The sequence below is a fragment of the Nostoc sp. CmiVER01 genome (assembly GCF_034531135.2).
Classification (GTDB): domain Bacteria; phylum Cyanobacteriota; class Cyanobacteriia; order Cyanobacteriales; family Nostocaceae; genus Nostoc.
The window spans coordinates 201,885-224,825 of sequence record NZ_JAVRBU020000017.1; the positions used below are offsets into that span (position 1 = coordinate 201,885).

The following is a 22,941-nucleotide window of genomic DNA, read 5'->3' on the forward strand; positions in this document are numbered from 1 at the left end:
GATGGCAAAAAATTGGGCGATCGCGATCGGAATTAACCAGTATGATTATCTGCAACCGCTAAACTATGCCAAGCGGGATGCACTGTTAATGCAAGAGTTTCTGGGTAATGAAGTCGGATTTGAAAAGATATTTTTCTTCTCCGATGACTCTCCTCCTGTTGATGGAAAATCAACTCGCCCAACTCGCACTAACTTGCTGCGAGTCTTGCGCCAGTTATTTGACAATCCCTTTATGGGAGCAGGGGATAATTTCTGGTTTTTCTTCAGTGGTCATGGGATAAGATACGCTGACCGTGATTATCTCATGCCTTGTGATGGCGATCCAGAGGATATTGAAAACACGGCAATACCAATTAACTTTGTGAGTGAACGTTTGCGTCGCTGCGGTGCTGATAATATTGTCTTGATTCTGGATGCTTGTCGCAATGAAGGCAAAAAAACAGGTGAAGGAATTGGGCGACAAACCGCAGAAGAAGCACGTCAACAAGGAGTTATCAGCATTTTTTCTTGTATTCCCCAGCAATATTCTTATGAAATTGAAGCTTTACAACAAGGTGCTTTTACTACTGCATTACTAGAAGGGTTAGGAATTCAAGGTCAATGCGCTACTGTTGAACGATTGGAGCAATATCTTAAGTTTCGCGTGCCTGAACTGGTTCGCCAGTATAAGAATACAAGGCAAACGCCTTATGTGATTGCCGAACCTGTGAATAAATCACACCTAATACTTGTGCCACGATACGCAACCCTAGCGGATATCGCCACGTTGAAAAATGATGCTTACCAAGTAGAAGTAAACAGGAATTTAGATTTAGCAGAGCAATTATGGATTCGGGTATTAGCTGCGGCTTCAGGGCAAGATATGGATGCGGTGAGAGGTTTACAAAGAATTGAGCGCTTGCGAAATAGTTCTGCAATTCCTGATTTACCTGAGCAAACAATTCCACAAGCATCTAAGTCAGTCACAAATACACCTATAAGTAAACCTCTTCAAACACCTCCCAAGGAAACCTCACCAATTACTAATATTCCGACTTCTGGTACGGGACAATTTGCAACATCTACAATTCCAACACCTCCAGCGCCATTAAAAAAACCAATATTATCTAACTGGTCACGGCGAAGGGTGATAACTGTTGGGTTTGCGGGTGCTGGGTTGGGTTTGGCAATTGTAATACCTCGCATTTGGCGGTCTGGAACAACTACACCAAAAGCTACAGGTGAACCAACAGATGCACCAGGAACTACACCAGCAGCTTCACCAGAAATAACAAGACCTCCTAATAACCCGAACCCGTCTGGCGTTTCCTCCAATTTAAAAACCTTTCGATTTGAAACGGTGACTGTCAATGCACAGGGAAGTATCACCAACCGCCGTAATGAGGAAGCAAAATATTTTGAAGAAGACTTAGGGAATGGTGTCACCTTGGAAATGATGCAGATACCAGGGGGAACCTTTATGATGGGTTCACCCGAAGAAGAAGCAGGGAGATATCCAAATGAAAGTCCACAGCATCAGGTAAAAGTGCCTGGGTTCTTCATGGGTAAATATGAAATCACCCAGGCACAGTATCAAGCAATTATGGGGAAAAAACCTTCTAATTTCATAGGTGAGAAACGACCTGTAGAACAAGTAAATTGGGATGAGGCGGTAGAGTTTTGTAAAAAATTGAGTCAGAAGAAGACAGAACACACCTACAGGCTACCCAGTGAAGCCGAATGGGAATATGCTTGTCGTGCTGGAACCAAGACCCCATTTTATTTTGGCGAAACAATTACCACAGATTTAGTTAACTACCACGGTAACTATCCTTACGGCTCTGCACCAAAGGGCGAATATCGTGAACAAACAATAGATGTAGGAAAATTTCCGCCTAATTCTTTTGGTTTATACGATATGCATGGTAATGTATGGGAATGGTGTCTAGATGTATATAATGACAATTACCAAGGTGCGCCGAAAGATGGTAGTGCGTGGCTTACTGGTAAAGATAATAACATTAGGCTGCTGCGTGGCGGGGGTTGTTACAAGCACGCCAGGTATTGCCGTTCTGCCGAGCGCGATAGGTTCGCACGCGCGATTCGTTACAGCAGTATTGGTTTTCGGGTGGTGGCGGTGGCTGTGGCGTGAGTACTCCCCAAAGTCAGAGTCGGTAAGTGGGAATTTATCGAGCGTACATCAGGGATTCCAGACCTGAACCAGCGAGGAAGGCGACAACCTCCGAATATAAAACCGAGTCGGATAGCTTGGTAGGTTGCAAAACCGAACAGTTGTTCGACTCAATTAATTTTGCGACATTTAAAAGAAACTTCTAAAATTTAGCTCATTTTTAATTGTTCTAATTTTTGTCTAATCAAAATTTCAACTTCTTCAATCTCAGCATTCGATTTTGGGATGTCAAAAGTCTCTGGAGATGCTTCAAATGTAAAGCGGTCAACAAAAGCACGAAACGCTACTTTGTTGTCGGGGTGAGCAATGACGAAGGCTCTTAACTTGGTTTTGCTCATGCTGCTAAAGTTTGGCTCAATCACAAGAACCTCCAAAGACCATTGTTATAGATTTTTATCTCTATGTTATCTCCTGCCAAAATGAAACACTTACCTGTTTGTTCATCGAGGCGGATAATGTAAATAGGAGTGAATGTATTGGTCAAAGATTGACTTAGTATTACACACCTGATGCCTTGTTCAGCAGTTGGCAAGATTTGTATACCTCATAACCCCATAGCTTGGAATCAGAATAGCAGGTAAAAAGAAAATATCAAACCATCTATAGCAATCCTAAATGAGTTGTGAAAATCGAGAGACTCAGATCCCCGACTTCTCAAAGAAGTCGGGGATCTTATTGTTCACGACTGATTTAGGACTGTTTGCTTTACTACTGGGCGTGGTTTCTTGCGGTCTGACCTGCGCGTTCCACCAGCCATTCCATATTCATCACTATTTTTGCCATAGCGAGATGCAACATTCAATAGCATTTGCTCAGAATAAGTATTCAACTCACGTTCTGCTTCTAATAATGCATTGTGTGTCTTCTCTACTATTATTTGTGCTTGATTATAAGCGGCTAACTTTTCTCGTAGCTCAATTACTTTAGTGTTGTAAGTAACAATTGAAAACCCATTACTAAAGTCTAATTTAGGGTTAATTGTCTGCATTCCTTCAATCCGTCGTTCAGCTTTAGTCAGTGAGATGGAGTTTCGTTTCCGTTGCATATAGTTTTCCTATTTGGATTTATTTATAAATAACCCTGACTTTATACACTGAGTTATTTATATATCATCAAGATACGCAACAAGCAGATGCACCAGCCACAGTGAAGTTACAGAATTATAAAAGCATTGGATGGCATTAGCCAACTAGATAGATACAGGTATATTTGCTGAAATTCGTTGAGAAAAGCAAGTTTTGATGTCACAAAAGCAAGTTTTGATGTCACAAAAGCAGGTTTTGATGTCGCAAAAGCAGGTTTTGATGTCGCAAAAGCAAGTTTATTAGTGCTTAATTAGTATTCTGTCAATAAATAATAGATCCCTTGTAGAGACGGCGATTTATCGCGTCTCCTAACCGTACATGAGATTTGAGCATTGGATAAAAGGTGTAACCCTGTAAATTTAGTAACCTAAGTTACTCACCACAAACTTAGATTTTGGAAATGATATTTTATATTTTATACCGCAATATAAATATAGGATATTAGCAGCATTTTAAATTACTAAGCATTTTACTGGAGACATAGCAATGCTTAACTATCCGTGAAAGCTTATCTGGTCACGATTTAGCTGTCTACCCTCAATCCTCAGCTAGGATTACACTCTGTTGTTTATCATGTAGCCCAATTTACAATAGTGTCAAACAGTACAACTAAGTATTACCTGAAATCTAACACTTAGTAAAGCAGTGTTTTCTTCTGTTCTTTAAGAGACGCTATGCGAATATTCCTTTGCGGTTACTGAGAAAGTTTAAGAGTAAAGGATCTCCTGTCTCCTAGCAAAATCTTTGATTTGGTGCGATGCAATATGGTGGGCATTCAGACCCCTACCATATTGCATCTCTTCAGCAAAACTACCTTCTTCAGCATCTACTATTATGAAAAAACGCATCATCCGTCTTTTCAGTGCATTTGTTTTAGCAATTGTCTTGACATTCGCGCCAATATCTGATTCCTACGCAAAATCACAACTTGATCCCTGTGCTTTCCAGCTAATTAACCTTGACAAATATGGTGGTGAAGAATTTGCTAATCCAGAGTCCGTTTCCTCTCAAAATGGAAGCTTAAAAGTAGATTTAAAAGTTCAGTACACTGACAAAGAAACAACAGAAATTGCTGGATGTAAAGTTAAACTTCGTTCTTATAACGGCAAGCTAGTAGGGCCGACACTGCGTGTTAAGCCAAATGACCTCATCAGTATTAACCTGATTAACACCCTACCACCAGAGCCGAAACAAGAAATAAATATGAATAAGCCTCACGGCTTCAACACGACTAACATACACACCCACGGACTTCATGTTTTATCGACAGGTAATTCTGATAATGTGCTGAAGGAAATGCCGCCAAAAGAAACGGATACAGACCCAGACCCTAATTACAATATTGGTGTTAAATTACCTGCCAATCATCCATCAGGTACATTTTGGTATCATCCCCACAAACATGGTTCAACTGCTTTACAAGTGTCTAGTGGAATGGTGGGAGCGATAATTGTTGAAGGTGGTGGACTGGACGAAATACCTGCAATTAAGAACGCCGAAGATAAGATATTTGTATTTCAGCAAATAACTTATGATACCAAAGGCGAAATAGATGAAAGTTACAACGGTTTTGGAATGGACTTGAATCAATCTGCGTGGTCTTTATCAGGTCGTCAAACTACCATCAATGGTCAAATTTATCCAACAATCAGAATAAAGCCTGGAGAAATGCAACGTTGGCGATTTATCCATGCTGGTGTTCGTGATGCCTTGAATCTGTCACTCAGACCTGTATCCATATCTAAAAGAATTAGAACCCAAGTTAAACTTCATGAAATTGCTATAGATGGAATTGCGCTAGGCACAATTGATTCTTGGTCAACCCTCGAACTTGAACCTGGCTATCGTAGCGATGTGCTAGTTCAATTTCCTAGTCCTAGAAATCCGTTAGTTCAAGAGTACGAACTTGTAGACGTTGCTACACCGCCGGAAAAATCACTACTAGGCGTTCCGGAAGATGAAGAAGTACTAGCTAAGGTGATAGTAGAAGGTAATCCTGTAAAACTAAATGATGATACTAACCCAGAATTGCCAGGAAGCAAGAAATTCTTAGCGGATTTATTAAAGGCAAAACAAAAAGATGCACCACCAGACATTACTAGAATAGATGGACGCCAAGAAGTCCTGTTTGATATTCAATTACCTAATCAATTTTCTGATGAAAAAGCCCCTAAGTTTATGGTCAATGGTACACCATTTGATATCAATGACCCCAACCCCATCACTTTGCAACTTAAAAAAGCTGATGAGTGGGTTCTCAAGTCAGCGTTCGTTAATCACCCTTTCCATATTCACGTTAATCCCTTCCAGTACACTCGAAAAGATCCTAATGGAAACGACGAGGTAATTTGGCGGGATACACTCTTAGTGAGACAGGGTAAAGATGAAATCATTAAGAGCCGTTATGATTCATTTCTTGGTAAATTCGTCCTCCATTGCCATATCTTAGACCACGAAGACCAAGGAATGATGAAACTCGTTCAAATAATTCAATAACGCTTAATTAATTCTCATCTAGTTCGCCTCAGAATAAATTCTGAGGCTAATAGCTAAAGTCGTCTTTATACTAATACAGTTCAGTTAAGCACTTCTTTCTTCTCTCTGCGTCCTTGGCGTCCTTGGCGGTAGCCTGCGGCAAGCCGAAGCGTCTACGTTAAAAAAATTGAGTTTGACAAAGAGTTTTAGCCTTAACTGAACCGTATTGGTCTTTATACGACTAAAAAGGCTTTTATTCCACTAAGCGTGGACTTGAGCTATAGCAGTCCAAATCAGTTGTGAACAATAAGATCCCCGATTTCTTTGAGAAGTTGGGGATCTTAATCTTTCGATTTTCGCGGTTTATGTATAGAACGAAATTAGTAACAACAGCTACCATTGCATCGGCTAGAGGGGGATAAGACAAACTACACTAAAAATTTATTTTTCTAACTTAAAATTTTATTTTATTTATATGTTAAGTAGCTTTCACTATTTTATCTGTATAATCTATCATTCAGTTTAAATTATTGAATGTATAATCTATGATTCAGTCTTATTGATTATTGACCTCTGATACTTATTGAGCGGTTGAAGTTTGGGTATTATGACATCTATTTTTAAGACATAACATACCACTCACCTAGTAGTTATTCATTAACGGAATTTTAAAACTTATGTAGGCAGACTCTATCCTAGACATTGCCTGAACTTGTGCTTCAAAAATCATGAGCCATTATATGAATAGTTAGCACGTTTACGGCACTATCTATGTCAGAAGACTTATTAAACTCCTTTCAAGAAGCATACAGTAATCTCGAACTGTTTCCGTTGATGGAACAGAACGAAATGGAAAGATTTCGAGTCGAATATGGTGATGATTTGATTGCAGACCTGAATCAATTAGTGGAAGATAGTCCTAATGGAGATGGCAAAATTGTCTTTACAGGACATCGGGGATGTGGTAAGTCTACTTTATTAGCTGAATTTAGCCGGCAAATTCAAGATAAATATTTTGTTGTTCTATTTTCTATTGCTGACAAAATTGAAATGTCGGCGGTTAATCATATTAATATACTGTTTGCGATCGCAGTTAATTTAATGACAGAGGCAGAAGCACGCAAAGTTGATATTCCGCAATCGACTAAAGAAGCTCTTTATAAGTGGTTTGCTACCCGCACTCGGACTGAAGAATCAAATTTGCAGGTAGAAGCTAGTGTGGGTTTTGACCTATTAAAGTTGATTAGTTCTAAATTAAAAGCTGATGCTAGCGTTCGGGATGAAATTAAGCAAGAATTTGAACGCAAGTTATCAGATTTAGTTGCTAGAATTAATGAAATAGCTGCTTTAATTCAAGCTGCGACTAAACAAAATGTTTTAGTAATTATTGATGATTTAGATAAATTGGATTTAGGCAGAGTTAATGAGATTTATCGAGATAACATTAAAGCTCTTTGTCAACCTAACTTTCAAATCATCTACACTATCCCGATCGCAGTCCTTCGAGAAACATTTATCAGCACAATAATTGCCACTGAAACCAACGATCAAGTTGTGGCAATGCCTGTGTTAAAAATTTTTGATAAAGGTAAAAATCGCTTCCCCAATGCTCAACCTCGCCCGGAAGCAACAAATATTCTCGGTGAAGTTTTACAAAAGCGAATTTCCAGTGACTTAATCACGGCAGAAACTGCTGAAAAAATTGTAATTTACAGTGGTGGCGTATTGCGAGAGTTAATTCGGATTTCTAAAGAATGTTGCCGTATATGTTTGCGAATGATCCGGCGAAATCCCACAGCCGAAGTTATTATTGATGATAAAATTCTCCTGCAAGCAATCAATAAAATTCGCAATGACTTTTCTATACGTTTAGGAAAAGTTGATACAGATATTTTGCAGAGTGTTTATGAACAATTTATGCCCAATGACCCCAAACAAGCAGAGTTTTTGGATTTGCTACATGGGCTGTATGTTCTAGAATATCGCACTGATGAAACTTGGTACGATGTTCATCCAATTATTATCGAAAGCTTGAGAAGACAGGGAGCGATTAATGTTAAATGAAGAATTGTTTGATGAAGGAGAAAATCAAGATGCGTATGATGATTTAATTGTTTCTATTGAAGCTCAAAAGCGGGGATTAAATTTACTGATTGCAGTTTGCGATGATGCTAGCTTTCGTGATGAGATTATTGCCCAGTATGAAGCCGAACTAGAACCTACTTTCCGTGCATATCGAGAAACTTTAGCACGCCAGGAACCGAGCCTAAAAGCTGCGCTTAATCAACTGCTACAACAAGAAGAATATCTCCGTCAGCAGAACCCGGCGATAATTACTGTGACGGGCGCTGAACAACTTTATTTTCTGAGATTGGGAAAAGAGCAATCGGAACAGGAGAAATTTTTTGGTTACTTACAGTGGACAAGGGAAGGATTGCGCGAGTTTCCGTTTGCGATCGTGCTTTGGGTAACTAATCAAATTTTAGTTAATCTGATTAAAAAAGCTCCTGATTTTTGGAGTTGGCGCAATGGTGTATTTCGGTTTGAATCTAAAAAGACGAATGCTATTCCTGGTAAAGAATTAGAACATATACGTTTTGTTTTTAGAGATACGGAATTAGCCAGCACAGATACTAATGAAGATAACTCCTTTTTCTTGCCCATCCAAGATTTACAAGGATTAATTGAGAAAGTAGAACAAGAACAGGGAACTAAAGACCGCAGTTTGGCTACTTTATACTCAAGATTAGGTGATATTTACCGCAGCAGATTAGAGCGGGGTGAGTCTCAGAATTATCAAGAAGAACAAGAACTAGCAATAAAGTATTGGCGTAAGGCGATTGAGCTACAAAATGAATCGGGTTTGCAGATAGATTTAGCTACTAGCCTCGACAATTTAGCAGGAATCTATCGTGCAACAGGACACTACAGCGAAGCCGAACCATTATATCAACAAGCTTTGGAATTGAGGAAACGCCTGTTAGGAGACAATCATCCTTCTTTTGCTACTAGTCTGAATAATTTGGCAGGACTCTACAAATCTACTGGACAATATACTAAAGCAGAACTTTTATATCAAGAAGCTTTGGAACTGAGGAAACACCTGTTAGGAGAAAACCATGCCGATGTTGTCGCCAGTCTTAATAATTTGGCATTACTATATGATGAACAAGGACGTTATGAAGAAGCAGAGCCTCTGTATCTGCAATCATTAGAACTCGAAAAACGTTTGGTTGGCGAAAATCATCTTTCTTTCACTTTTATACTGAATAATTTAGCGCTACTTTATTATCATCAAGGACGTTACAGTGAAGCTGAACCGTTGTCGTTACAAGCAATAGAACTAGATAAGCGATTTTTGGGAGAAGACAATCCTGATGTTGCAACAGATTTGCACAATTTAGGATTGATATACCGTGCTCAAGGACGCTACGATCAAGCCGAATCTTTGTTTTTGGAATCGTTGGAACTTAAGGAACGTTTATTACAAAAGGCGCATCCGCTTTTAGCAGATACGATTTATGCTCTTGGTTATATGTACAGAGAACAAGGGCGTTACAATGAAGCGGAACCCTTATGTATCAAAGCCTTAGAACTTGATAAGCTTTTGTTGGGAGAAAATCATCCTAATGTTGCTGAAAGTCTCAATAATCTGGCAGAAATTTATCGTGAAACGGGGCGTTATTGTGAAGCAGAACCGCTTTATTTGCAAGCTTTAGATATTTGTGAGCGAGTCTGGGGTGTTAATCATATTCGTAGTGTGGCTGTGCGGGAGAATTTAGAAAAACTTGCGGTGGAAATGGGGAGAAGTTAATAATTCCATTGATTGATTGAGAATAACGAACTGGTTTTTAAGCACATAGCTCATCGCCTCAAGATTGAAGATTGCTGCAACAATTGACTGATAGCTCATGTTTTTTGATGAGTCCGAGTTTTGATAGACTGCCAAAATACCTGGATGAACTGGTTCAGCTTGATGAAGTCGCCCTTTAATATAAAGTTGTCGTCGCCAAGGGTGAGGACGTGTGACTAAATATTTCCAATCTTCTGTTTGGCTAGCAGTTTGTAAAGATTGAATCAGGGCACTAATCAGGGCAAAGCGATCGCTTACAGACAATTTGAAAGCTTGTTCTTTGAGTTCTTGTAATGACATAAAGGCTTTTCCTAACAGTGCTTATGCTCATTCTAGACACAAACCTGCTTGCGGCAACTTGGGCATTTTTAAGAGACGTTGCAATGCAACGTCTCTACATCTGGGTTATTGCATGAGAATTTGACGGATTAAAATGCTCATAACCTCATATGGGTTATCAGTTGGTTGCAGTGAACTCCAGTCACCAACACTGGCGTAGCCAATTACCTGTAAATAGTGGATTGTGCTGGTAACGGCTTTGGGAGAACCAATGAGTAGATGCTTTATCCGTTCTCTCTTGGGAAATGAACTCTCAGACGATTGATTGCTGATGGGTGGACTGGAATCGCCCCCACGCAGATATTCTTCTAATTTTGACTTTTGACTTTTGACTTTTGACTCCCCCGCAGGGGCCGGCTGGGCGGAATTTTTCAATTGTGCCATTATTGTATTCATACTCCGATTTTGGGGTTTAGATAAGGGCGATCGCACACTTCTTTCCGGGATGAGGCGATCGCCTTTATCGATTTTGGGGTTTAGATAAGAGCGATCGCTGTTTTCTTTGTGGGATTGGGCGATCGCCTTTATCATATTTAGATATCAAAGTATAATTTTATACTTGTCAACTACTATTTGGAGAATTATTAATAAAAACTCTCAAATTTTAACGGCAATAAATGATGCATAGAAAATTGATTATTCCTCTTTTGTTAAAGAAAATAAATTTCTTAATTGTTTAGTTTTTATTTGAGTAGCGATCGGCTTTTACCCAAGCCAGATTTACACTATATTTACACTATATAAATAATTGCGTTATCAGAAATCGGATCGTTAGCTGTTGGAGTTTAAGAACAAATGCGATGTCTGACGACAAGCGGCTGGATATTTGAAAAGTGTCGTAAAACTCGCCGCAGCAATGCAGAACAATGGGAGTGCGATCGCACTGCATAGAACAAAAATCTAATTTTGGGTTAAGCTAAACGCTAAAATATCATACAAAATGAGATATTTTCATTTTGAGGCTCTAACCTAGAGATAGCAAAATGGCTAAAGATGTTTTCCATCAACAGGTAAAAAAAGCATTAATAAAAGATGGGTGGATAATTACTCACGATCCTTTTACAATTCGTATTAGTAAAGCAATTAAACTATAAATAAATTTAGCGGCTGAAAATACCATTGCCGCAGAACGAAGTTAGATCCCCGACTTCTTAAAGAAGTCGGGGATCTGATTGGATTAGGGATCTGATTGGATTGAAAGGGCATACTAAAGCAAAATCTCATATTCTTGCCTATGCCGCGACGACAAACCCCTCTGCAAACTGGCAACTTTTACCATGTTTATAATCGGGGGAACAATCGCCAAAAGATTTTCTTTGAGCGTGAGAACTATATTTATTTTCTCCGGTTGATAAGGGAACATTTGATAACTAATGCAGTAGATATTGTTGCTTACTGTTTAATGCCTAATCATTATCACCTTTTGATCTATCTAAGAGATGAAACTCTGTCTGATGCAATGAAATCCCTCTCTCTTTCCTACACAAAGGCAATTAATAAGCGTTTCAATCGTTCTGGGGTGCTATTTCAGGGAAGGTTTCAAAGTATTCATATTTTACAAACTGACTATCTTCTCAACCTCTCACGTTATATTCATTTAAATCCGGTGAAAGCAGAACTGGTGCAGCAACCTGAAGAATGGGAGTTTTCCAGCTATTTGGAATATGCAGGATTACGAGGAGGAACACTAGCCAAAACAGAGTATATCAAGATGCAAACTGAGTCAGAATTAGCTTATCAGCAATTTTTAACGGATCATAACCTACCTGATAGTCCTGGTTTCAAAAGACTGCTACTGGATGATTAGCCTAACTAAAGATCCCCGACTTCTTTAAGAAATCGGGGATCTGAATAAGTGGAAAGTGCGTAGGCGTAGCCCGTCGTAGACATCGCTCTACTAGCGAACTGCGACGAAACCAGCTTGCTCAATTGCCCTTTGTCCCTCATCAGTTAATAAAAGCTTGGCATAAGCATCTCCAATCTGCTGTTCTTGACCTTTATTCTGCTTAATAATCACAAACAAGTTAGCGATTAAGGGATAGCTGCCATCTTTTATAGCCTGAGTATTTAGCTGATTGCGCTGACGTAGACATTGCTCAGGTGACACCAGAGGTTCGCGGTAGGGAGCAATTAGCTGACTAGAAGTGCTACCCAATGGCAAAGCCTTCACACTACATTGAGGTAATACTGAACGGGCAGAAGCGTAATAAACACTACCAGGAGTTTTACTCAGTTGGCGCACTGCCTCTGTAGTAGAGTAGACATACTGCACATTAGAGCCAAATGCTTGCCCCTTCAAGTTGCTGTTGCTAGGGAATATGACTGTATCCGCGTCTTCTGGTCTTTGAGACAAAGGTGTGATGGCTAGGTTTGGCCCACCTACTTGATTCCAGTTAGTAATTTTGCCTAAATAAATTTGCTGCAATTGGTCAACAGTTAAACCAGGCACATTGAGTGATGGGTTGACTACTACTGCTACTCCATCCATACCTACTTGACGTTGCTCAAGGGTAAAGCCTCGCTCTTTTGCCATAGCTTGTTCTTCATCTGTTAGGGGACGGGAAGACTGAGCAAAGTCTATTTTCCCATCAAGCAACATCCGAATGCCGGAGCTAGAACCAGGGCTACCACTAACAGGGTTTACATAGCGTAATTGTAATTCCGGGCGATCACTCTGAATCTGAGAATCTACCAATTGCCGTATAGATGCCCAAGCTGTACTACCTCCATAGTTAAATGAAGCGTTGGGGACATCAGTAACTGTCTGAAAAGTTGATGCACTATTAGAGAGGCTGTTTACATTTTGATTAGAGGAATTAACGCTGTTGCGAGACAATAAATTCGGCTTGAGTAACCACCATAGCAGTCCGCCAATAACCATAAGTGTCAGCACTTTTCCAATAATCAAACCTCTAAGAAAGAGGCCAATTTCACCGTTAATTAAAGCTTTTCTTTGATTTGTATTGTCCATATCTTTAAATAATTTTGTTTATTATATTTATCCTACAGGAATCTATAAATATTTAGGTTAAGAATAAATCTAGAATAAGTTGTTAATAACCAGTTTTATGATTAATGGTAGATGATTAATCCTTTCTAATGTAGTAAAGTTCAATTTCCTTTTTGGTTGCAATGGTAGAATTGCTTTTATAGACTCCTCTGTTAGCTGCTGATTTAGCTATTAGGTCATTGACGTTAATAATTACTGAACCGTGGCTCAAGCAATTTTTCTCTAAAATTATTTAATTGAGTTGGTTGATTTGGAGGTGATGTACCTGTATTAATAAATGTATAGATTAAAACTATTACTATCAAACTAGTGATAGTACCAAGCCCTATTCCCAATAGCAAAATAAAATTTTTATAACTTAGAAAATAACTGTCATTAGTATCTTGGTTTATGGCAGTAGATTGTAAGGACTCTGACAACGCCAGATCGGAATTAAGCGCTTGCAAAGCTTCTGTGGCAGATTGGTAACGCTGGTTATAGCGATCGCAAACCATCGTATCTAAAATATTTGCCAGAGCATCGCTTACCTGTGCCTTATCGCGCCAGAGAACTGCTCCACTATTAGGATCTTCTTGTAGTTGTTCAGGCATTAAACCTGTCAAAGCTTGAATACCAATCATCCCTACTGCATAAATATCGCTGCAAAGTCTTGGTTTTCCCTTAGCCTGTTCGCTTGGCATATATCCAGGAGTTCCAACAGAAATTGTTAAGCCTGCTCCTAAAGCACCAATTTTTTTAATACTTCCAAAGTCAATTAGCACAATCTTCTGATCTGAGTGCCGCCGCATTAAATTTTGGGGCTTAATATCCCGATGAATAATGTTATTTTGGTGGACGAAGGACAGAACTTCTAGGATATCTTTTAATAAATTTAAGACTGTATTTTCGCTAAGGGGCTGACCTGGTACAATTTCTTGAGTCAATGCATGACCGTCAATAAATTCTTGAACTAAATAGAAATCCCCATCTTCATTAAAATGGGCAAATAGTCTAGGAATTTGGTCGTGGTCGTTACCTAGTTGGTATAAAACTTCCGCTTCCCGATCAAATAGGCTTTTAGCGATGGGTAGAACAGCAGGATTGGTATCTTTTGGGTGAAAATGTTTAACTACACAATTGGGTCGTCCTGGTAAATCTAGGTCTAAAGCTAAGTAGGTATCACCAGAACCACCACTTCCTAAGTGTTTGACAATCTCAAAGCGATTCCGAAGTGTTTTTCTAGCCAGAGAGTATTGATGGTTTTTACGTCTACCACCTGATAACAAGTAAGTATTACCAGATCCTCCGCTTTGAAACAGTTTGACTGTTTCAAAGCGACTTCTGAGTTTTTTTCTAACTAGAGGGTTCTGGCTCATGTGGCGTATACTACTCGTTAATTTACTGACCATTCAGAGCTTGGGTGAGGTTATGAATGCCTGCCGCTACATTTGTTAGTATTTGGGGCTGTCAGCTTCTCAGACTACCTATACTTTTGAGCAATTTTATGATTAGCCGCTTGATTGGTTCATTTCATACCTTTATGCGTATCTTAATATAAAAATTTGTTTTTGTAATAGTTACTATAGATTTTATCACTTAAGTAAATTTAACACTAGCCCACAGTAGTTATAACTGTCGGCAAACGACGACATTCAGGAGTCAGGAGATTTATTTGAAATCTTGGGAGTGATTGCTGACAAAAGCTGTAACAGTGGCATTTAAAGGCACAAGTATCTTTACAGCGTCCACTAAAATTCTGTTACCAGATTTTAGGCATTACTAAGGGCGATCGCGTTGTAATATCAACCAACATAAGGTCGACGAAACTAAAAAAGAGTAAGAGCAACAGGTAAGCTTTTGGGGTAAATATCGAATGATGAGTTTTTACGTAAATAGGTATAACTTGTCAATCTTTTAGGTTGATTCAATAGTTTCTACAAAACATCCAACTTTTCCGACCTTTCCCACCTTTTATTCACGGCTCTACGACTTGCAATAACTCAGTTGCATTTAGCAAAACTCATGCTATTAAAAGCCTACGCTGATTTTAATATATTTTTTGTAGTTCTTGCTAGGTCAAGGATAAAACTGTTTTATAAAAAATAAACAATGTTTTAGATAACTTCTCAGATATCTAGTCTTATAGAAACAGTCCTAATTTAGGTTTTGTTACCAGTCGATAGATGAAATAATGTGATTTTAGGGTAGTTAGCTGCAAAGATAGCATTCTATTAATGAAAAAAGCCCCCTAGTGGGGGCCTATTAAGTTGTCCGCGTGGAATGAACAACTAATAATTAATACTCACAGTAAATACAGTAATCCGAACAGAATAATCCAAATTACGTCAACGAAGTGCCAATAGATTTCAGCTGCTTCAATACCAAAGTGCTTTTCATTACTATAGTGACCCGGAACGCGCGATCGCCATAACACGGCAACAATTGCCAAAACGCCGATAGTAACGTGCAATCCGTGGAAACCTGTCAAAACGTAAAATGCACTAGCAAATAAATTGGTAGTTAAACCAAATTCTAAATGGGTATATTCATATACTTGACCCACTAAGAAGATAGCACCCATTGCAGCCGTAATTGCTAACCAAATCTGGGCACCCCGCGCATCATTCTTTTTAATAGCAGTGTCGGCATTATGCATGACAAAACTACTAGAAATTAGATTGATGGTGTTGACTCCAGGTAACAGTAGTTCTAATTCTGGAGTACCTGCTGGCGGCCATGCGGGTAAGGTAGCGCGGAAAGCCAAATAGGCTCCGAACAACCCCATAAAAATCATCCCTTCAGCAATCAGAAAGACAATTAGCCCAAACATCCGATGGTCTGGATGTTCTTCGTGATGGCCGACGGAGGCTTCCGCCGCGTGGTGATGATTTAGTTCGGTTTTAGCTGGGTCAATAGTTTGACTTTGCATGAATTTTTATAAGTGGGGAGTGGGGAGTGGGGAGTGGGGAGTGGGAGTTAGGAGTTGGGAGTTAGAAATTTTGAACTAACAACTTTATTAAACTCATAACTTATCACTCCTAACTCATTACTTTATTTGCGGTCTTCGGGATTAGCAGCAACGGCTGGATCGGGTTTTGCTCTCAATACTGAGTTTGGGCCACCAGACAAGACTGGGTCGGGATCAGATAAAGGTACACCTTCGTCAGCTTTTTCCAAGCCGTAATCGTAGGGGCCTGTAGCTAGTACTGGAGTTTGATCAAAATTCTCGATCGCAGGTGGTGATGTCGTCATCCACTCTAAGGTCAGTGCCTGCCAAGGATTATTACCAGCTTTCTCGCCGTATAACCAACTCCAAATCGCATTGATGATGAAGGGGAATGTCGAAACTGCTAGTATGTAAGCGCCATAAGTGCAGATTTCGTTGAGAAAGGTAAATTTGGGGTCATACTGGGCGATGCGGCGGTTCATGCCCATTAATCCCAGCTTGTGCATTGGTAAGAAGGTCATGTTTAGACCTACAATTGTTAAGGCAAAGTGAACCTTACCCCAAAACTCGTTCACCATTCGTCCCGTCATTTTCGGGAACCAGTGGTAAATCGCCGCATAAATGCCGAGAACGCTACCACCAAACAGAACGTAGTGCAAGTGTGCCACTACAAAATAGGTATCGTGAACGTGAATGTCAAAAGGCACTGCTGCCAACATTACGCCACTGATCCCGCCAATCACAAAGGTGCCAACAAAACCCATTGCGAACAGCATGGCAGTGTTAAGCCGGATTTTTCCACCCCACATGGTTCCTAACCAGCTAAAAATTTTAATTCCTGTGGGTACGGCAATGATCATAGTGGTGATCATGAAGAACATCCGCAACCAACCGGGAATACCACTGGTAAACATGTGGTGCGCCCAGACAATTAGCCCTAAAAAGCTGATAGCCAGAGATGAGTAGGCGATCGCTTTATAGCCAAAAATCGGCTTGCGGGAATGCACGGGGATAATTTCTGAAATTGCGCCAAAAAAGGGCAAAATCATGATGTAAACTGCTGGGTGGGAGTAAAACCAGAACATGTGTTGGTACACAACTGGGTCGCCACCGCCAGTCGGGTTAAAAAATGTCGTTCCTGCTAATAAGTCAAAAGCCAGCAGAATTAAACCAGCTGCTAGCACTGGTGTAGATACCAAAGTCAATGCTGAGGTAGCAAACATCGCCCAGCAGAATAAGGGCATTTGGTGAACTCCCATACCAGGGATACGCATCTTGAGCAAGGTAACGAGAAAATTGATTGCCCCTAAAATCGATGACGTACCTAGTAGGAGGACGCTCATAATCCAAATTCCCTCACCTACTTGACCTGTTACCAAGCTCAGGGGAGGGTAGGAAGTCCAACCCGCATCCGGCGCATCGCCTACCACTAAACTAGCGATCAACAATACACCCGCAGGGGGAATCATCCAAAAGGCAACAGCATTCAAGCGTGGGAATGCCATATCCTTTGCCCCAATCATCAAGGGAATCAGGAAGTTAGCAAAACCCGCACCTGCTGGCACAATCCACAAGAAAATCATGATCGTGGCGTGCAGCGTAAATAAGCTGTTGTAAACTTCAGGGGTGACGAAATCGACTTCCGGGGTTCGCAGTTCTGTACGAACCAAGTCAGCCATCACCCCACCAATACAGTAAAAAATGAACGTAGTGACTAGGTATTGAATCCCAATCACCTTATGGTCGGTGTTGAAACTAAAGTAGTCTTGCCATTTTCTGCTCCCTAGCTCCTCATCAAGAGCAGGGGCGTTGGCAGTTTCTTGCACTTGAGCTTGGGTCATAGTCATTAGTCATTGGTCATTAGTCATTAGTCGTTAGTCATTGGATTTTGACTAAATAACATATTGACTAATGGTGAACTTGATGGAGGATTTCTGGTTTAATTCCCATGTCCTTGGTGTAAGGAGCGAGAAATTCATTTGGGGATAAATCCGCAGGGTTAACAGCAACGGCTTGATTTAGCGTTTCTTTGCTGGCAACTAGCTGCTCTTGCATCCATTTGTCAAAGGCTTCTTCCGGCTCAACGACTACTGATGCTCTCATCGCACCATGATATGGGCCACAAAGTTCAGCACAGATTAGGGCATAGTCTCCTGCTTTTTTGGGAGTGAAGCGAATCTCGCTTTGCCTACCGGGGATCGCATCTTGTTTTAGACGGAACTCTGGCACCCAAAAGGCATGGATGACATCGTTGGCTGTCATATTTATTTCCACTTCTCGCCCGATGGGGACGTGCATTTCACCTGTAGTTATACCAGTTTCAGGATAGGTGAAAAGCCAAGCATATTGTAGACCTGTGACGTTGACTTGTAATCCTGCTGGTTTGCCTGCTTTATCAGGAGTTCCCCCAATTGTCGGAGCAACACTACCAACACCAGGAGCATTCCGCTTTTGGGGAATTTGGTCAGCATTACGAACTGCTGCGGTAGCTGGGTCTTGCATTGCCTCATCAGATTTTTCTTGATTGAGGTTGGGTTCGGTGCTAGGAGGAGTATCACTTAAAGTTGCCGCCATCGCACTTCCAGGCATTGCCATTGACTCCTGATTCATCATCGGCGCTTCATGAATAGCATGGGGATCAAAGCCACCGATTTCGTTGTAGACATCAAAGCTGTAAACAGAAATACCGATAACGATAATTGCTGGGATCGCCGTCCAGAGAATTTCTAGAGGTACATTGCCCTCAACTGGTGGGCCGTCTTGATTGTCACCTGCACGCCGACGGTATCTAAATGCAGAGTAAATTAAAATACCTTCTACGAGCAGGAATATACCTGTAGAAATGATCATCATCGCGTTGAACAGACCATCAACCAATACGGCTTCATCCGTGGCTGCTGCTGGCAACAGACCGTGATTTTGACCGTACCAAAGGCTGACTAGCGTTAGCACGATGCCAATGAGTAATGTCCAGATTGAACTTGGAATCTTCACGGCTTACTTAATTGAATTTACTACGTTATCTTAAAGCTGCTCACTTACTAAGGTAGTCTAGGCTGTTAGACATGGGGGAGAATGGTCTGAAATTTTTATTAATTTTTTTGGCTATTTCACTAATTTTGAGTATGAGTTTACTATCATACAACGCCAAAAATAGACGGGAATCAGTAAAAAAATTTAAGGAAAAATTTAGAATGTTTAAATTAATTGTGATTAATCAATTTTTCACATCTTGAAAAATACCTAAAGCTTCAGGCAAAACCTTTCTGGAGTGATTCAAAGTATAAGTGAGTGCTAATCTATAAACCCTTAGCCTATACGCTAGGGTGGAGATGGGACACTAAAAGAAAATTGAAAATTTTAAGAGAGCCACCAAGAACGGGCAGAAGGTATCATTCATGAGCGAATTTGTCCTACAACAAAATGAAGCGGCGCTTCAGCAGCAAAAACCCAAGGAAATGATTCGTCGTTTGGTGTGGAAAATATGCATAGCCACCTTAATTTTGATGGCAATAGGCAGCGCCACCCGTGTGATGAATGCTGGACTTGCTTGCCCAGACTGGCCCTTATGCTATGGCGAACTGGTGCCAGCCAAGCAAATGAATCTCCAAGTGTTTTTGGAGTGGTTTCACAGATTGGATGCAGCTTTAATTGGTGTAAGCGCGATCGCACTTTTCGGTTTGTCCTGGTGGCATCGTCGTTTCTTACCCAGATGGCTGCCTTGGGCATCTACATTCGCCCTATTTTTAATTGTCTTCCAAGGCATCTTAGGGGGACTCACCGTTACCGAACTGTTGCGGTTTGATATCGTTACCGCCCATTTAGGAACGGCACTGTTGTTTTTTTGCACCCTGCTGATTATCGGCACAGCACTTACTCCCTATCAGGGCACTGGAACCGTTGGTAAGTTGCCTTGGGTTGGTTTAACTGCTGCTGTTCTGGTTTACCTGCAAAGTCTGCTAGGTGCTTTGGTAGGCTCTCGCTGGGCGCTGCACCAATGCCTCGGCGGTTCTCAACTTTGTACGGTAATGTACAGCCATATTGCTGGTTTGGTGCCGCCAACAGTGGCAACATTGGCAATGGTATTTATCTGTTGGCGGACACCAGCACTACATCCAGCCTTGCGGCGACTGGCAAATTTGGCTGGTGCATTACTAACCTTACAAATCTTGTTGGGATTCGCCACTTTCAAATTACATCTCCAAGTCGAGCCTCTCACCGTCTCTCACCAAGCTATAGGAGCTACTTTGCTGGGTACTTTGGTGGTTTTCACAGTTCTTGCCCTGCGTGACTCTGTGAGTGCTGAGTCACGAGTACTGTTAGCGGAAGCGGGGTGTTTAGCCCGTGCTGAGTAGGGAGTGGAGGAGATGAGGGAGCAGGAAAAGAAATCCTGACTCTTGTACAGACGTGATTAATCGCGTCTCTACTCTTAAATCAGCCCTGATGATGCGTCTCGTGTTTTCATTTGCCTGAAAGAGCCAGCTAGAGCGGGGGCTGCATATACAGCAGATTTCAAGGAAGTGTTGTACACAAGCTTGCGTCTCAAAGCCAGGTATAAAACCTGTTTTACTTCTGAATCCTGACTTCTGAATTCTGCTGTAAGTTGTTGAAAAATAAGGAACCAGAGCCAAAATGATTGAGACTAATGTCTCTCGCCACCACGGAACATTTTTACAGGTAATTCAAAGTTACTACCAGCTAACCAAGCCTCGGATTATTCCGTTGCTTTTGATTACTACGGCTGGGAGTATGTGGATTGCTGCTAAGGGTGAAGTAGACCCATTGCTGTTGCTAGTAACTCTCACTGGTGGCACATTGGCTGCTGCAAGCGCCCAGACGATTAACTGTGTCTATGACCGGGATATTGATTATGATATGGAGCGGACGCGCCATCGTCCGATGCCATCCGGTAAGGTACAGCCGCGCGATGCTCTAATTTTTGCGATCGCACTAGCAACGATTTCCTTTACACTCTTGGCAGTATTTGCCAACCTGTTAGCCGCGCTGCTAGCTTTCTCTGGTATCGTCTTTTATATTTTGGTTTATACCCACTGGCTAAAACGCCACACCCCTCAGAATATCGTTGTTGGTGGTGCGGCTGGGGCGATTCCGGCTTTAGTGGGTTGGGCTGCTGTCACGGGGACATTAAGCTGGTCAGCATGGCTGATTTTTGCCATCGTCTTTTTATGGACACCACCCCATTTCTGGGCGCTAGCTCTGATGATTAAAGATGACTACGCAAAAGTTGGGATACCAATGTTACCTGTGATTGAAGGTACTACAGCAACTGTGAAGCAGATTTGGTACTATACGCTGGTAACAGTATTTGCAACCGTGTTATTGGTTTATCCTTTGGGCGCGAGTGGAATTCTTTATGCTGCGATCGCCCTAATTCTGGGAGGATTATTTATCCACAAATCTTGGCGTTTGTTGCACAACCCAGAGGATCGTGCTGTAGCTAAAGAGTTGTTTCTCTTTTCGATCTCCTACATGATGCTGTTGTGTCTGGGGATGGTAGTTGATAGTCTTCCCGTTACCCATAATTTAATTAGTGCGGTGAGTAATCATCTGCATTTTATTGGATAGGGGATGGAAAATTTAGCGATCGCGTTTGGTAAAGGGGCGCGATCGCATTTTTGGAAGTTCACTCTCGTCATCGTAGCCCATTTAACTTTTTAGTTAATTTGATGGCTAGTTTAGCTGCTTATACCTACTTGCTTAAAAAACCTCGATTGACATTTACCCAAAAGATTTACCTGTACTACCTTTTGCCATTTTTTAGTTCCGTCTAACTCACGTTAAATTAAGTATGGAGCATGGGGAATAAGAATGAGTCTTTGATACTCGTGAACAAGTCTTTACTCCACTTTCCTGCTCCCTCATCCCCACTCCCCACATAATGAAAACTTGGCAAGTTGATTTTTATCGTCGTCCATTACCAGATGCATCTGGACAAATTTTATGGGAGTTGTTGATTTGTGATGCAACTCGTAGCTTTGAATATGAAGCTAGCTGTCTCCAGTCAGCAGCAAATTCTAATTGGGTTGCTGCTCAACTTGAGCTAGCCGCAGGTGAAAAATTGCCAGATGTGATTCAGGTATTTCGTCCTCAGTCTCTAAGTTTAATTGAGGTGGCGGGACGCAATTTAAGTATAAATGTCGAACCTACCCGCCATACTTTGGCGTTGAAGCAGTGGTTACAAGAAAAGCAGTATCCCTCAACCCTCGATAAACCACCTCCAGCACCATTACCAGAAAATCTCTGGGGAGAACAATGGCGTTTTGCAAGTTTAGCTGCTAGTGATGTGGAAACGAGTTTTAGCGATCGCCCCATTCCCATTTTGCACATCCCAGAACATCAAAAACCCATCAATTTGGGTTTAGCGTCAACAGTACCTGTCCCTGGTGTAGTAATTTATGGTGGACGGCAATCGATGCGCCTAGCGCGGTGGTTGCAGCAAGCCCGTCCCGTAGGCTTGAATTACATATCTGGCGCACCAGACGGCTTAATATTAGAAGCTGGCTTAGTGGACAGATGGATTGTTGCTACTTTTGAAGATCCAGAAGTTACAACAGCAGCCCAAACATTTGAACAACGAAAAAAGCAAAGCCGAGGATTGCATTTTTTATTAGTTCAACCCGATGATTCCGGGATGACTTATAGCGGCTTTTGGTTATTGCGGGCAGAAGATTAATATTAATTGCCAAAAATATTTGTCCGTTCCCAAACGCAATGCTAACAAAGCTGTAATTAATTCTTTAGAGAGTGCTATATACAAAAACCAAACGACCAAAAAGACTATTTCGTTAAGTACCTTTCCCTTGCTCCTGTTGTTGCCGTTATTTTTGTATCAGTTGCCTTCTCTACCTGGGCGATTTTTAATTATTTTTTACCTGATCTTCTTTTTCATCCTATACCATGACATGAGCGATGATGATTTAAAACCGTTTTCATCACTATTTCATTATTAGTAAAATTTTTGTTGACACTAAAAAGCGCTCTCCCATTGGGAGAGCGCTTTTTAATTTAGCTAGAGCTTAGAATTAACCGTTGATAGCAGGAGCGCTCATTGCCACAGGAGCA

At 41.0% G+C, this 22,941-nt stretch carries 20 protein-coding genes and 1 pseudogene; 11 read left to right on the plus strand and 10 right to left on the minus strand.

All coding sequences use genetic code 11. From position 1 onward, the window contains the following. Position 1: 1 nt before the first annotated feature. The gene (locus RMZ43_RS27720; protein ID WP_322648647.1) at positions 2-2,131 is read left to right on the plus strand and encodes an SUMF1/EgtB/PvdO family nonheme iron enzyme; all 2,130 of its coding nucleotides are present in this window, start codon (positions 2-4) and stop codon (positions 2,129-2,131) included. 188 nt (positions 2,132-2,319) lie between these two features. On the opposite strand, the gene RMZ43_RS27725 is transcribed toward RMZ43_RS27720, so the two are convergent. From RMZ43_RS27725 to RMZ43_RS27735, 3 genes are all read right to left on the minus strand, one after another. Beyond that, positions 2,320-2,532, minus strand: a complete 213-nt coding sequence (locus tag RMZ43_RS27725; protein WP_322654256.1) for a DUF6887 family protein — start codon at positions 2,530-2,532, stop codon at positions 2,320-2,322. Continuing rightward, positions 2,529-2,702 carry a DUF6888 family protein gene (locus RMZ43_RS27730; RefSeq protein WP_416212075.1) on the minus strand — a complete coding sequence of 58 codons (174 nt, stop codon included), beginning with the start codon at positions 2,700-2,702 and terminating at the stop codon, positions 2,529-2,531. The genes RMZ43_RS27725 and RMZ43_RS27730 overlap by 4 nt, the downstream gene beginning before the upstream one ends. 147 nt (positions 2,703-2,849) lie before the next feature. Continuing rightward, on the minus strand, positions 2,850-3,215 hold the full coding sequence (locus tag RMZ43_RS27735; protein WP_322648645.1) for a hypothetical protein: 366 nt from the start codon (positions 3,213-3,215) through the stop codon (positions 2,850-2,852). Positions 3,216-4,089: 874 nt separating this feature from the next. Between RMZ43_RS27735 and RMZ43_RS27740 the strand changes: the two genes are divergently transcribed. From RMZ43_RS27740 to RMZ43_RS27750, 3 genes are all read left to right on the plus strand, one after another. Further along, positions 4,090-5,751, plus strand: a complete 1,662-nt coding sequence (locus tag RMZ43_RS27740) for a multicopper oxidase family protein (protein ID WP_322654255.1) — start codon at positions 4,090-4,092, stop codon at positions 5,749-5,751. A gap of 750 nt (positions 5,752-6,501) precedes the next feature. Then, positions 6,502-7,794 carry an ATP-binding protein gene (locus tag RMZ43_RS27745; RefSeq protein WP_322648643.1) on the plus strand — a complete coding sequence of 431 codons (1,293 nt, stop codon included), beginning with the start codon at positions 6,502-6,504 and terminating at the stop codon, positions 7,792-7,794. Then, a complete protein-coding gene (locus RMZ43_RS27750; protein ID WP_322654254.1) occupies positions 7,784-9,544 on the plus strand; it encodes a tetratricopeptide repeat protein in 1,761 nt (586 codons plus the stop codon). Before RMZ43_RS27745 ends, RMZ43_RS27750 begins: the two co-directional genes overlap by 11 nt. On the opposite strand, the gene RMZ43_RS27755 is transcribed toward RMZ43_RS27750, so the two are convergent. Next, complete coding sequence (locus tag RMZ43_RS27755; RefSeq protein WP_322648641.1) at positions 9,509-9,883, minus strand: hypothetical protein; 375 nt, start codon at positions 9,881-9,883, stop codon at positions 9,509-9,511. The two genes, RMZ43_RS27750 and RMZ43_RS27755, sit on opposite strands and share 36 nt — an antisense overlap. 105 nt (positions 9,884-9,988) lie before the next feature. Beyond that, entirely contained in the window at positions 9,989-10,306 is a 318-nt protein-coding gene (locus tag RMZ43_RS27760; protein WP_322654365.1) for a hypothetical protein, read from the minus strand. Between the two features lie 599 nt (positions 10,307-10,905). On the opposite strand from RMZ43_RS27760, the gene RMZ43_RS27765 reads away from it, so the two are divergent. Together RMZ43_RS27765 and RMZ43_RS27770 are read left to right on the plus strand one after the other, a co-directional pair. Continuing rightward, complete coding sequence (locus tag RMZ43_RS27765) at positions 10,906-11,016, plus strand: element excision factor XisH family protein (protein WP_322648640.1); 111 nt, start codon at positions 10,906-10,908, stop codon at positions 11,014-11,016. 140 nt (positions 11,017-11,156) lie between these two features. Continuing rightward, positions 11,157-11,729 (plus strand): REP-associated tyrosine transposase, encoded by a 573-nt coding sequence (locus RMZ43_RS27770; protein ID WP_322648639.1) that lies wholly within the window; start codon positions 11,157-11,159, stop codon positions 11,727-11,729. Positions 11,730-11,819: 90 nt separating this feature from the next. On the opposite strand, the gene RMZ43_RS27775 is transcribed toward RMZ43_RS27770, so the two are convergent. From RMZ43_RS27775 to RMZ43_RS27795, 5 genes are all read right to left on the minus strand, one after another. Further along, complete coding sequence (locus tag RMZ43_RS27775) at positions 11,820-12,893, minus strand: PstS family phosphate ABC transporter substrate-binding protein (protein ID WP_322654253.1); 1,074 nt, start codon at positions 12,891-12,893, stop codon at positions 11,820-11,822. A 224-nt stretch (positions 12,894-13,117) separates the two neighbouring features. Then, positions 13,118-14,287 carry a serine/threonine-protein kinase gene (locus RMZ43_RS27780; protein WP_322654252.1) on the minus strand — a complete coding sequence of 390 codons (1,170 nt, stop codon included), beginning with the start codon at positions 14,285-14,287 and terminating at the stop codon, positions 13,118-13,120. A 926-nt stretch (positions 14,288-15,213) separates the two neighbouring features. Beyond that, positions 15,214-15,840 (minus strand): cytochrome c oxidase subunit 3, encoded by a 627-nt coding sequence (locus tag RMZ43_RS27785; RefSeq protein ID WP_100898841.1) that lies wholly within the window; start codon positions 15,838-15,840, stop codon positions 15,214-15,216. Between the two features lie 122 nt (positions 15,841-15,962). Next, positions 15,963-17,699: a cytochrome c oxidase subunit I gene (ctaD, locus tag RMZ43_RS27790; protein WP_322654364.1), complete on the minus strand. Its 1,737-nt coding sequence runs from the start codon at positions 17,697-17,699 to the stop codon at positions 15,963-15,965. Between the two features lie 67 nt (positions 17,700-17,766). Then, a complete protein-coding gene (locus RMZ43_RS27795; protein ID WP_322654251.1) occupies positions 17,767-18,852 on the minus strand; it encodes a cytochrome c oxidase subunit II in 1,086 nt (361 codons plus the stop codon). 404 nt (positions 18,853-19,256) lie between these two features. On the opposite strand from RMZ43_RS27795, the gene RMZ43_RS27800 reads away from it, so the two are divergent. The 5 genes and pseudogenes from RMZ43_RS27800 (at position 19,257) to RMZ43_RS27820 (ending at position 22,780) form a co-directional block, all read left to right on the plus strand. After that, positions 19,257-20,213, plus strand: coding sequence for a COX15/CtaA family protein (locus RMZ43_RS27800; RefSeq protein ID WP_322654250.1), 957 nt, complete (start codon positions 19,257-19,259; stop codon positions 20,211-20,213). 277 nt (positions 20,214-20,490) lie between these two features. Next, positions 20,491-21,444: a heme o synthase gene (locus RMZ43_RS27805; protein ID WP_229553424.1), complete on the plus strand. Its 954-nt coding sequence runs from the start codon at positions 20,491-20,493 to the stop codon at positions 21,442-21,444. 59 nt (positions 21,445-21,503) lie between these two features. Continuing rightward, positions 21,504-21,640 (plus strand): annotated as a pseudogene (locus tag RMZ43_RS27810) (IS982 family transposase); the annotation flags it as partial. 117 nt (positions 21,641-21,757) lie between these two features. Further along, a complete protein-coding gene (locus RMZ43_RS27815; RefSeq protein ID WP_322654249.1) occupies positions 21,758-22,552 on the plus strand; it encodes a Tab2/Atab2 family RNA-binding protein in 795 nt (264 codons plus the stop codon). A gap of 78 nt (positions 22,553-22,630) precedes the next feature. Beyond that, the gene (locus RMZ43_RS27820) at positions 22,631-22,780 is read left to right on the plus strand and encodes a PsaJ protein (protein WP_322654363.1); all 150 of its coding nucleotides are present in this window, start codon (positions 22,631-22,633) and stop codon (positions 22,778-22,780) included. The last annotated feature ends 161 nt before the right edge of the window (positions 22,781-22,941 follow it).

Bases quoted from the DNA above. Each gene is read 5' to 3' on its own strand.
- RMZ43_RS27720 (WP_322648647.1), top strand. From the start codon at position 2: ATGGCAAAAAATTGGGCGATCGCGATCGGAATTAACCAGTATGATTAT.
- RMZ43_RS27735 (WP_322648645.1), bottom strand. From the start codon at position 3,215: ATGCAACGGAAACGAAACTCCATCTCACTGACTAAAGCTGAACGACGG.
- RMZ43_RS27740 (WP_322654255.1), top strand. From the start codon at position 4,090: ATGAAAAAACGCATCATCCGTCTTTTCAGTGCATTTGTTTTAGCAATT.
- RMZ43_RS27745 (WP_322648643.1), top strand. From the start codon at position 6,502: ATGTCAGAAGACTTATTAAACTCCTTTCAAGAAGCATACAGTAATCTC.
- RMZ43_RS27750 (WP_322654254.1), top strand. From the start codon at position 7,784: ATGTTAAATGAAGAATTGTTTGATGAAGGAGAAAATCAAGATGCGTAT.
- RMZ43_RS27755 (WP_322648641.1), bottom strand. From the start codon at position 9,883: ATGTCATTACAAGAACTCAAAGAACAAGCTTTCAAATTGTCTGTAAGC.
- RMZ43_RS27760 (WP_322654365.1), bottom strand. From the start codon at position 10,306: ATGGCACAATTGAAAAATTCCGCCCAGCCGGCCCCTGCGGGGGAGTCA.
- RMZ43_RS27765 (WP_322648640.1), top strand. From the start codon at position 10,906: ATGGCTAAAGATGTTTTCCATCAACAGGTAAAAAAAGCATTAATAAAA.
- RMZ43_RS27770 (WP_322648639.1), top strand. From the start codon at position 11,157: ATGCCGCGACGACAAACCCCTCTGCAAACTGGCAACTTTTACCATGTT.
- RMZ43_RS27775 (WP_322654253.1), bottom strand. From the start codon at position 12,893: ATGGACAATACAAATCAAAGAAAAGCTTTAATTAACGGTGAAATTGGC.
- RMZ43_RS27780 (WP_322654252.1), bottom strand. From the start codon at position 14,287: ATGAGCCAGAACCCTCTAGTTAGAAAAAAACTCAGAAGTCGCTTTGAA.
- RMZ43_RS27785 (WP_100898841.1), bottom strand. From the start codon at position 15,840: ATGCAAAGTCAAACTATTGACCCAGCTAAAACCGAACTAAATCATCAC.
- ctaD (WP_322654364.1), bottom strand. From the start codon at position 17,699: ATGACCCAAGCTCAAGTGCAAGAAACTGCCAACGCCCCTGCTCTTGAT.
- RMZ43_RS27800 (WP_322654250.1), top strand. From the start codon at position 19,257: ATGAGCGAATTTGTCCTACAACAAAATGAAGCGGCGCTTCAGCAGCAA.
- RMZ43_RS27805 (WP_229553424.1), top strand. From the start codon at position 20,491: ATGATTGAGACTAATGTCTCTCGCCACCACGGAACATTTTTACAGGTA.
- RMZ43_RS27815 (WP_322654249.1), top strand. From the start codon at position 21,758: ATGAAAACTTGGCAAGTTGATTTTTATCGTCGTCCATTACCAGATGCA.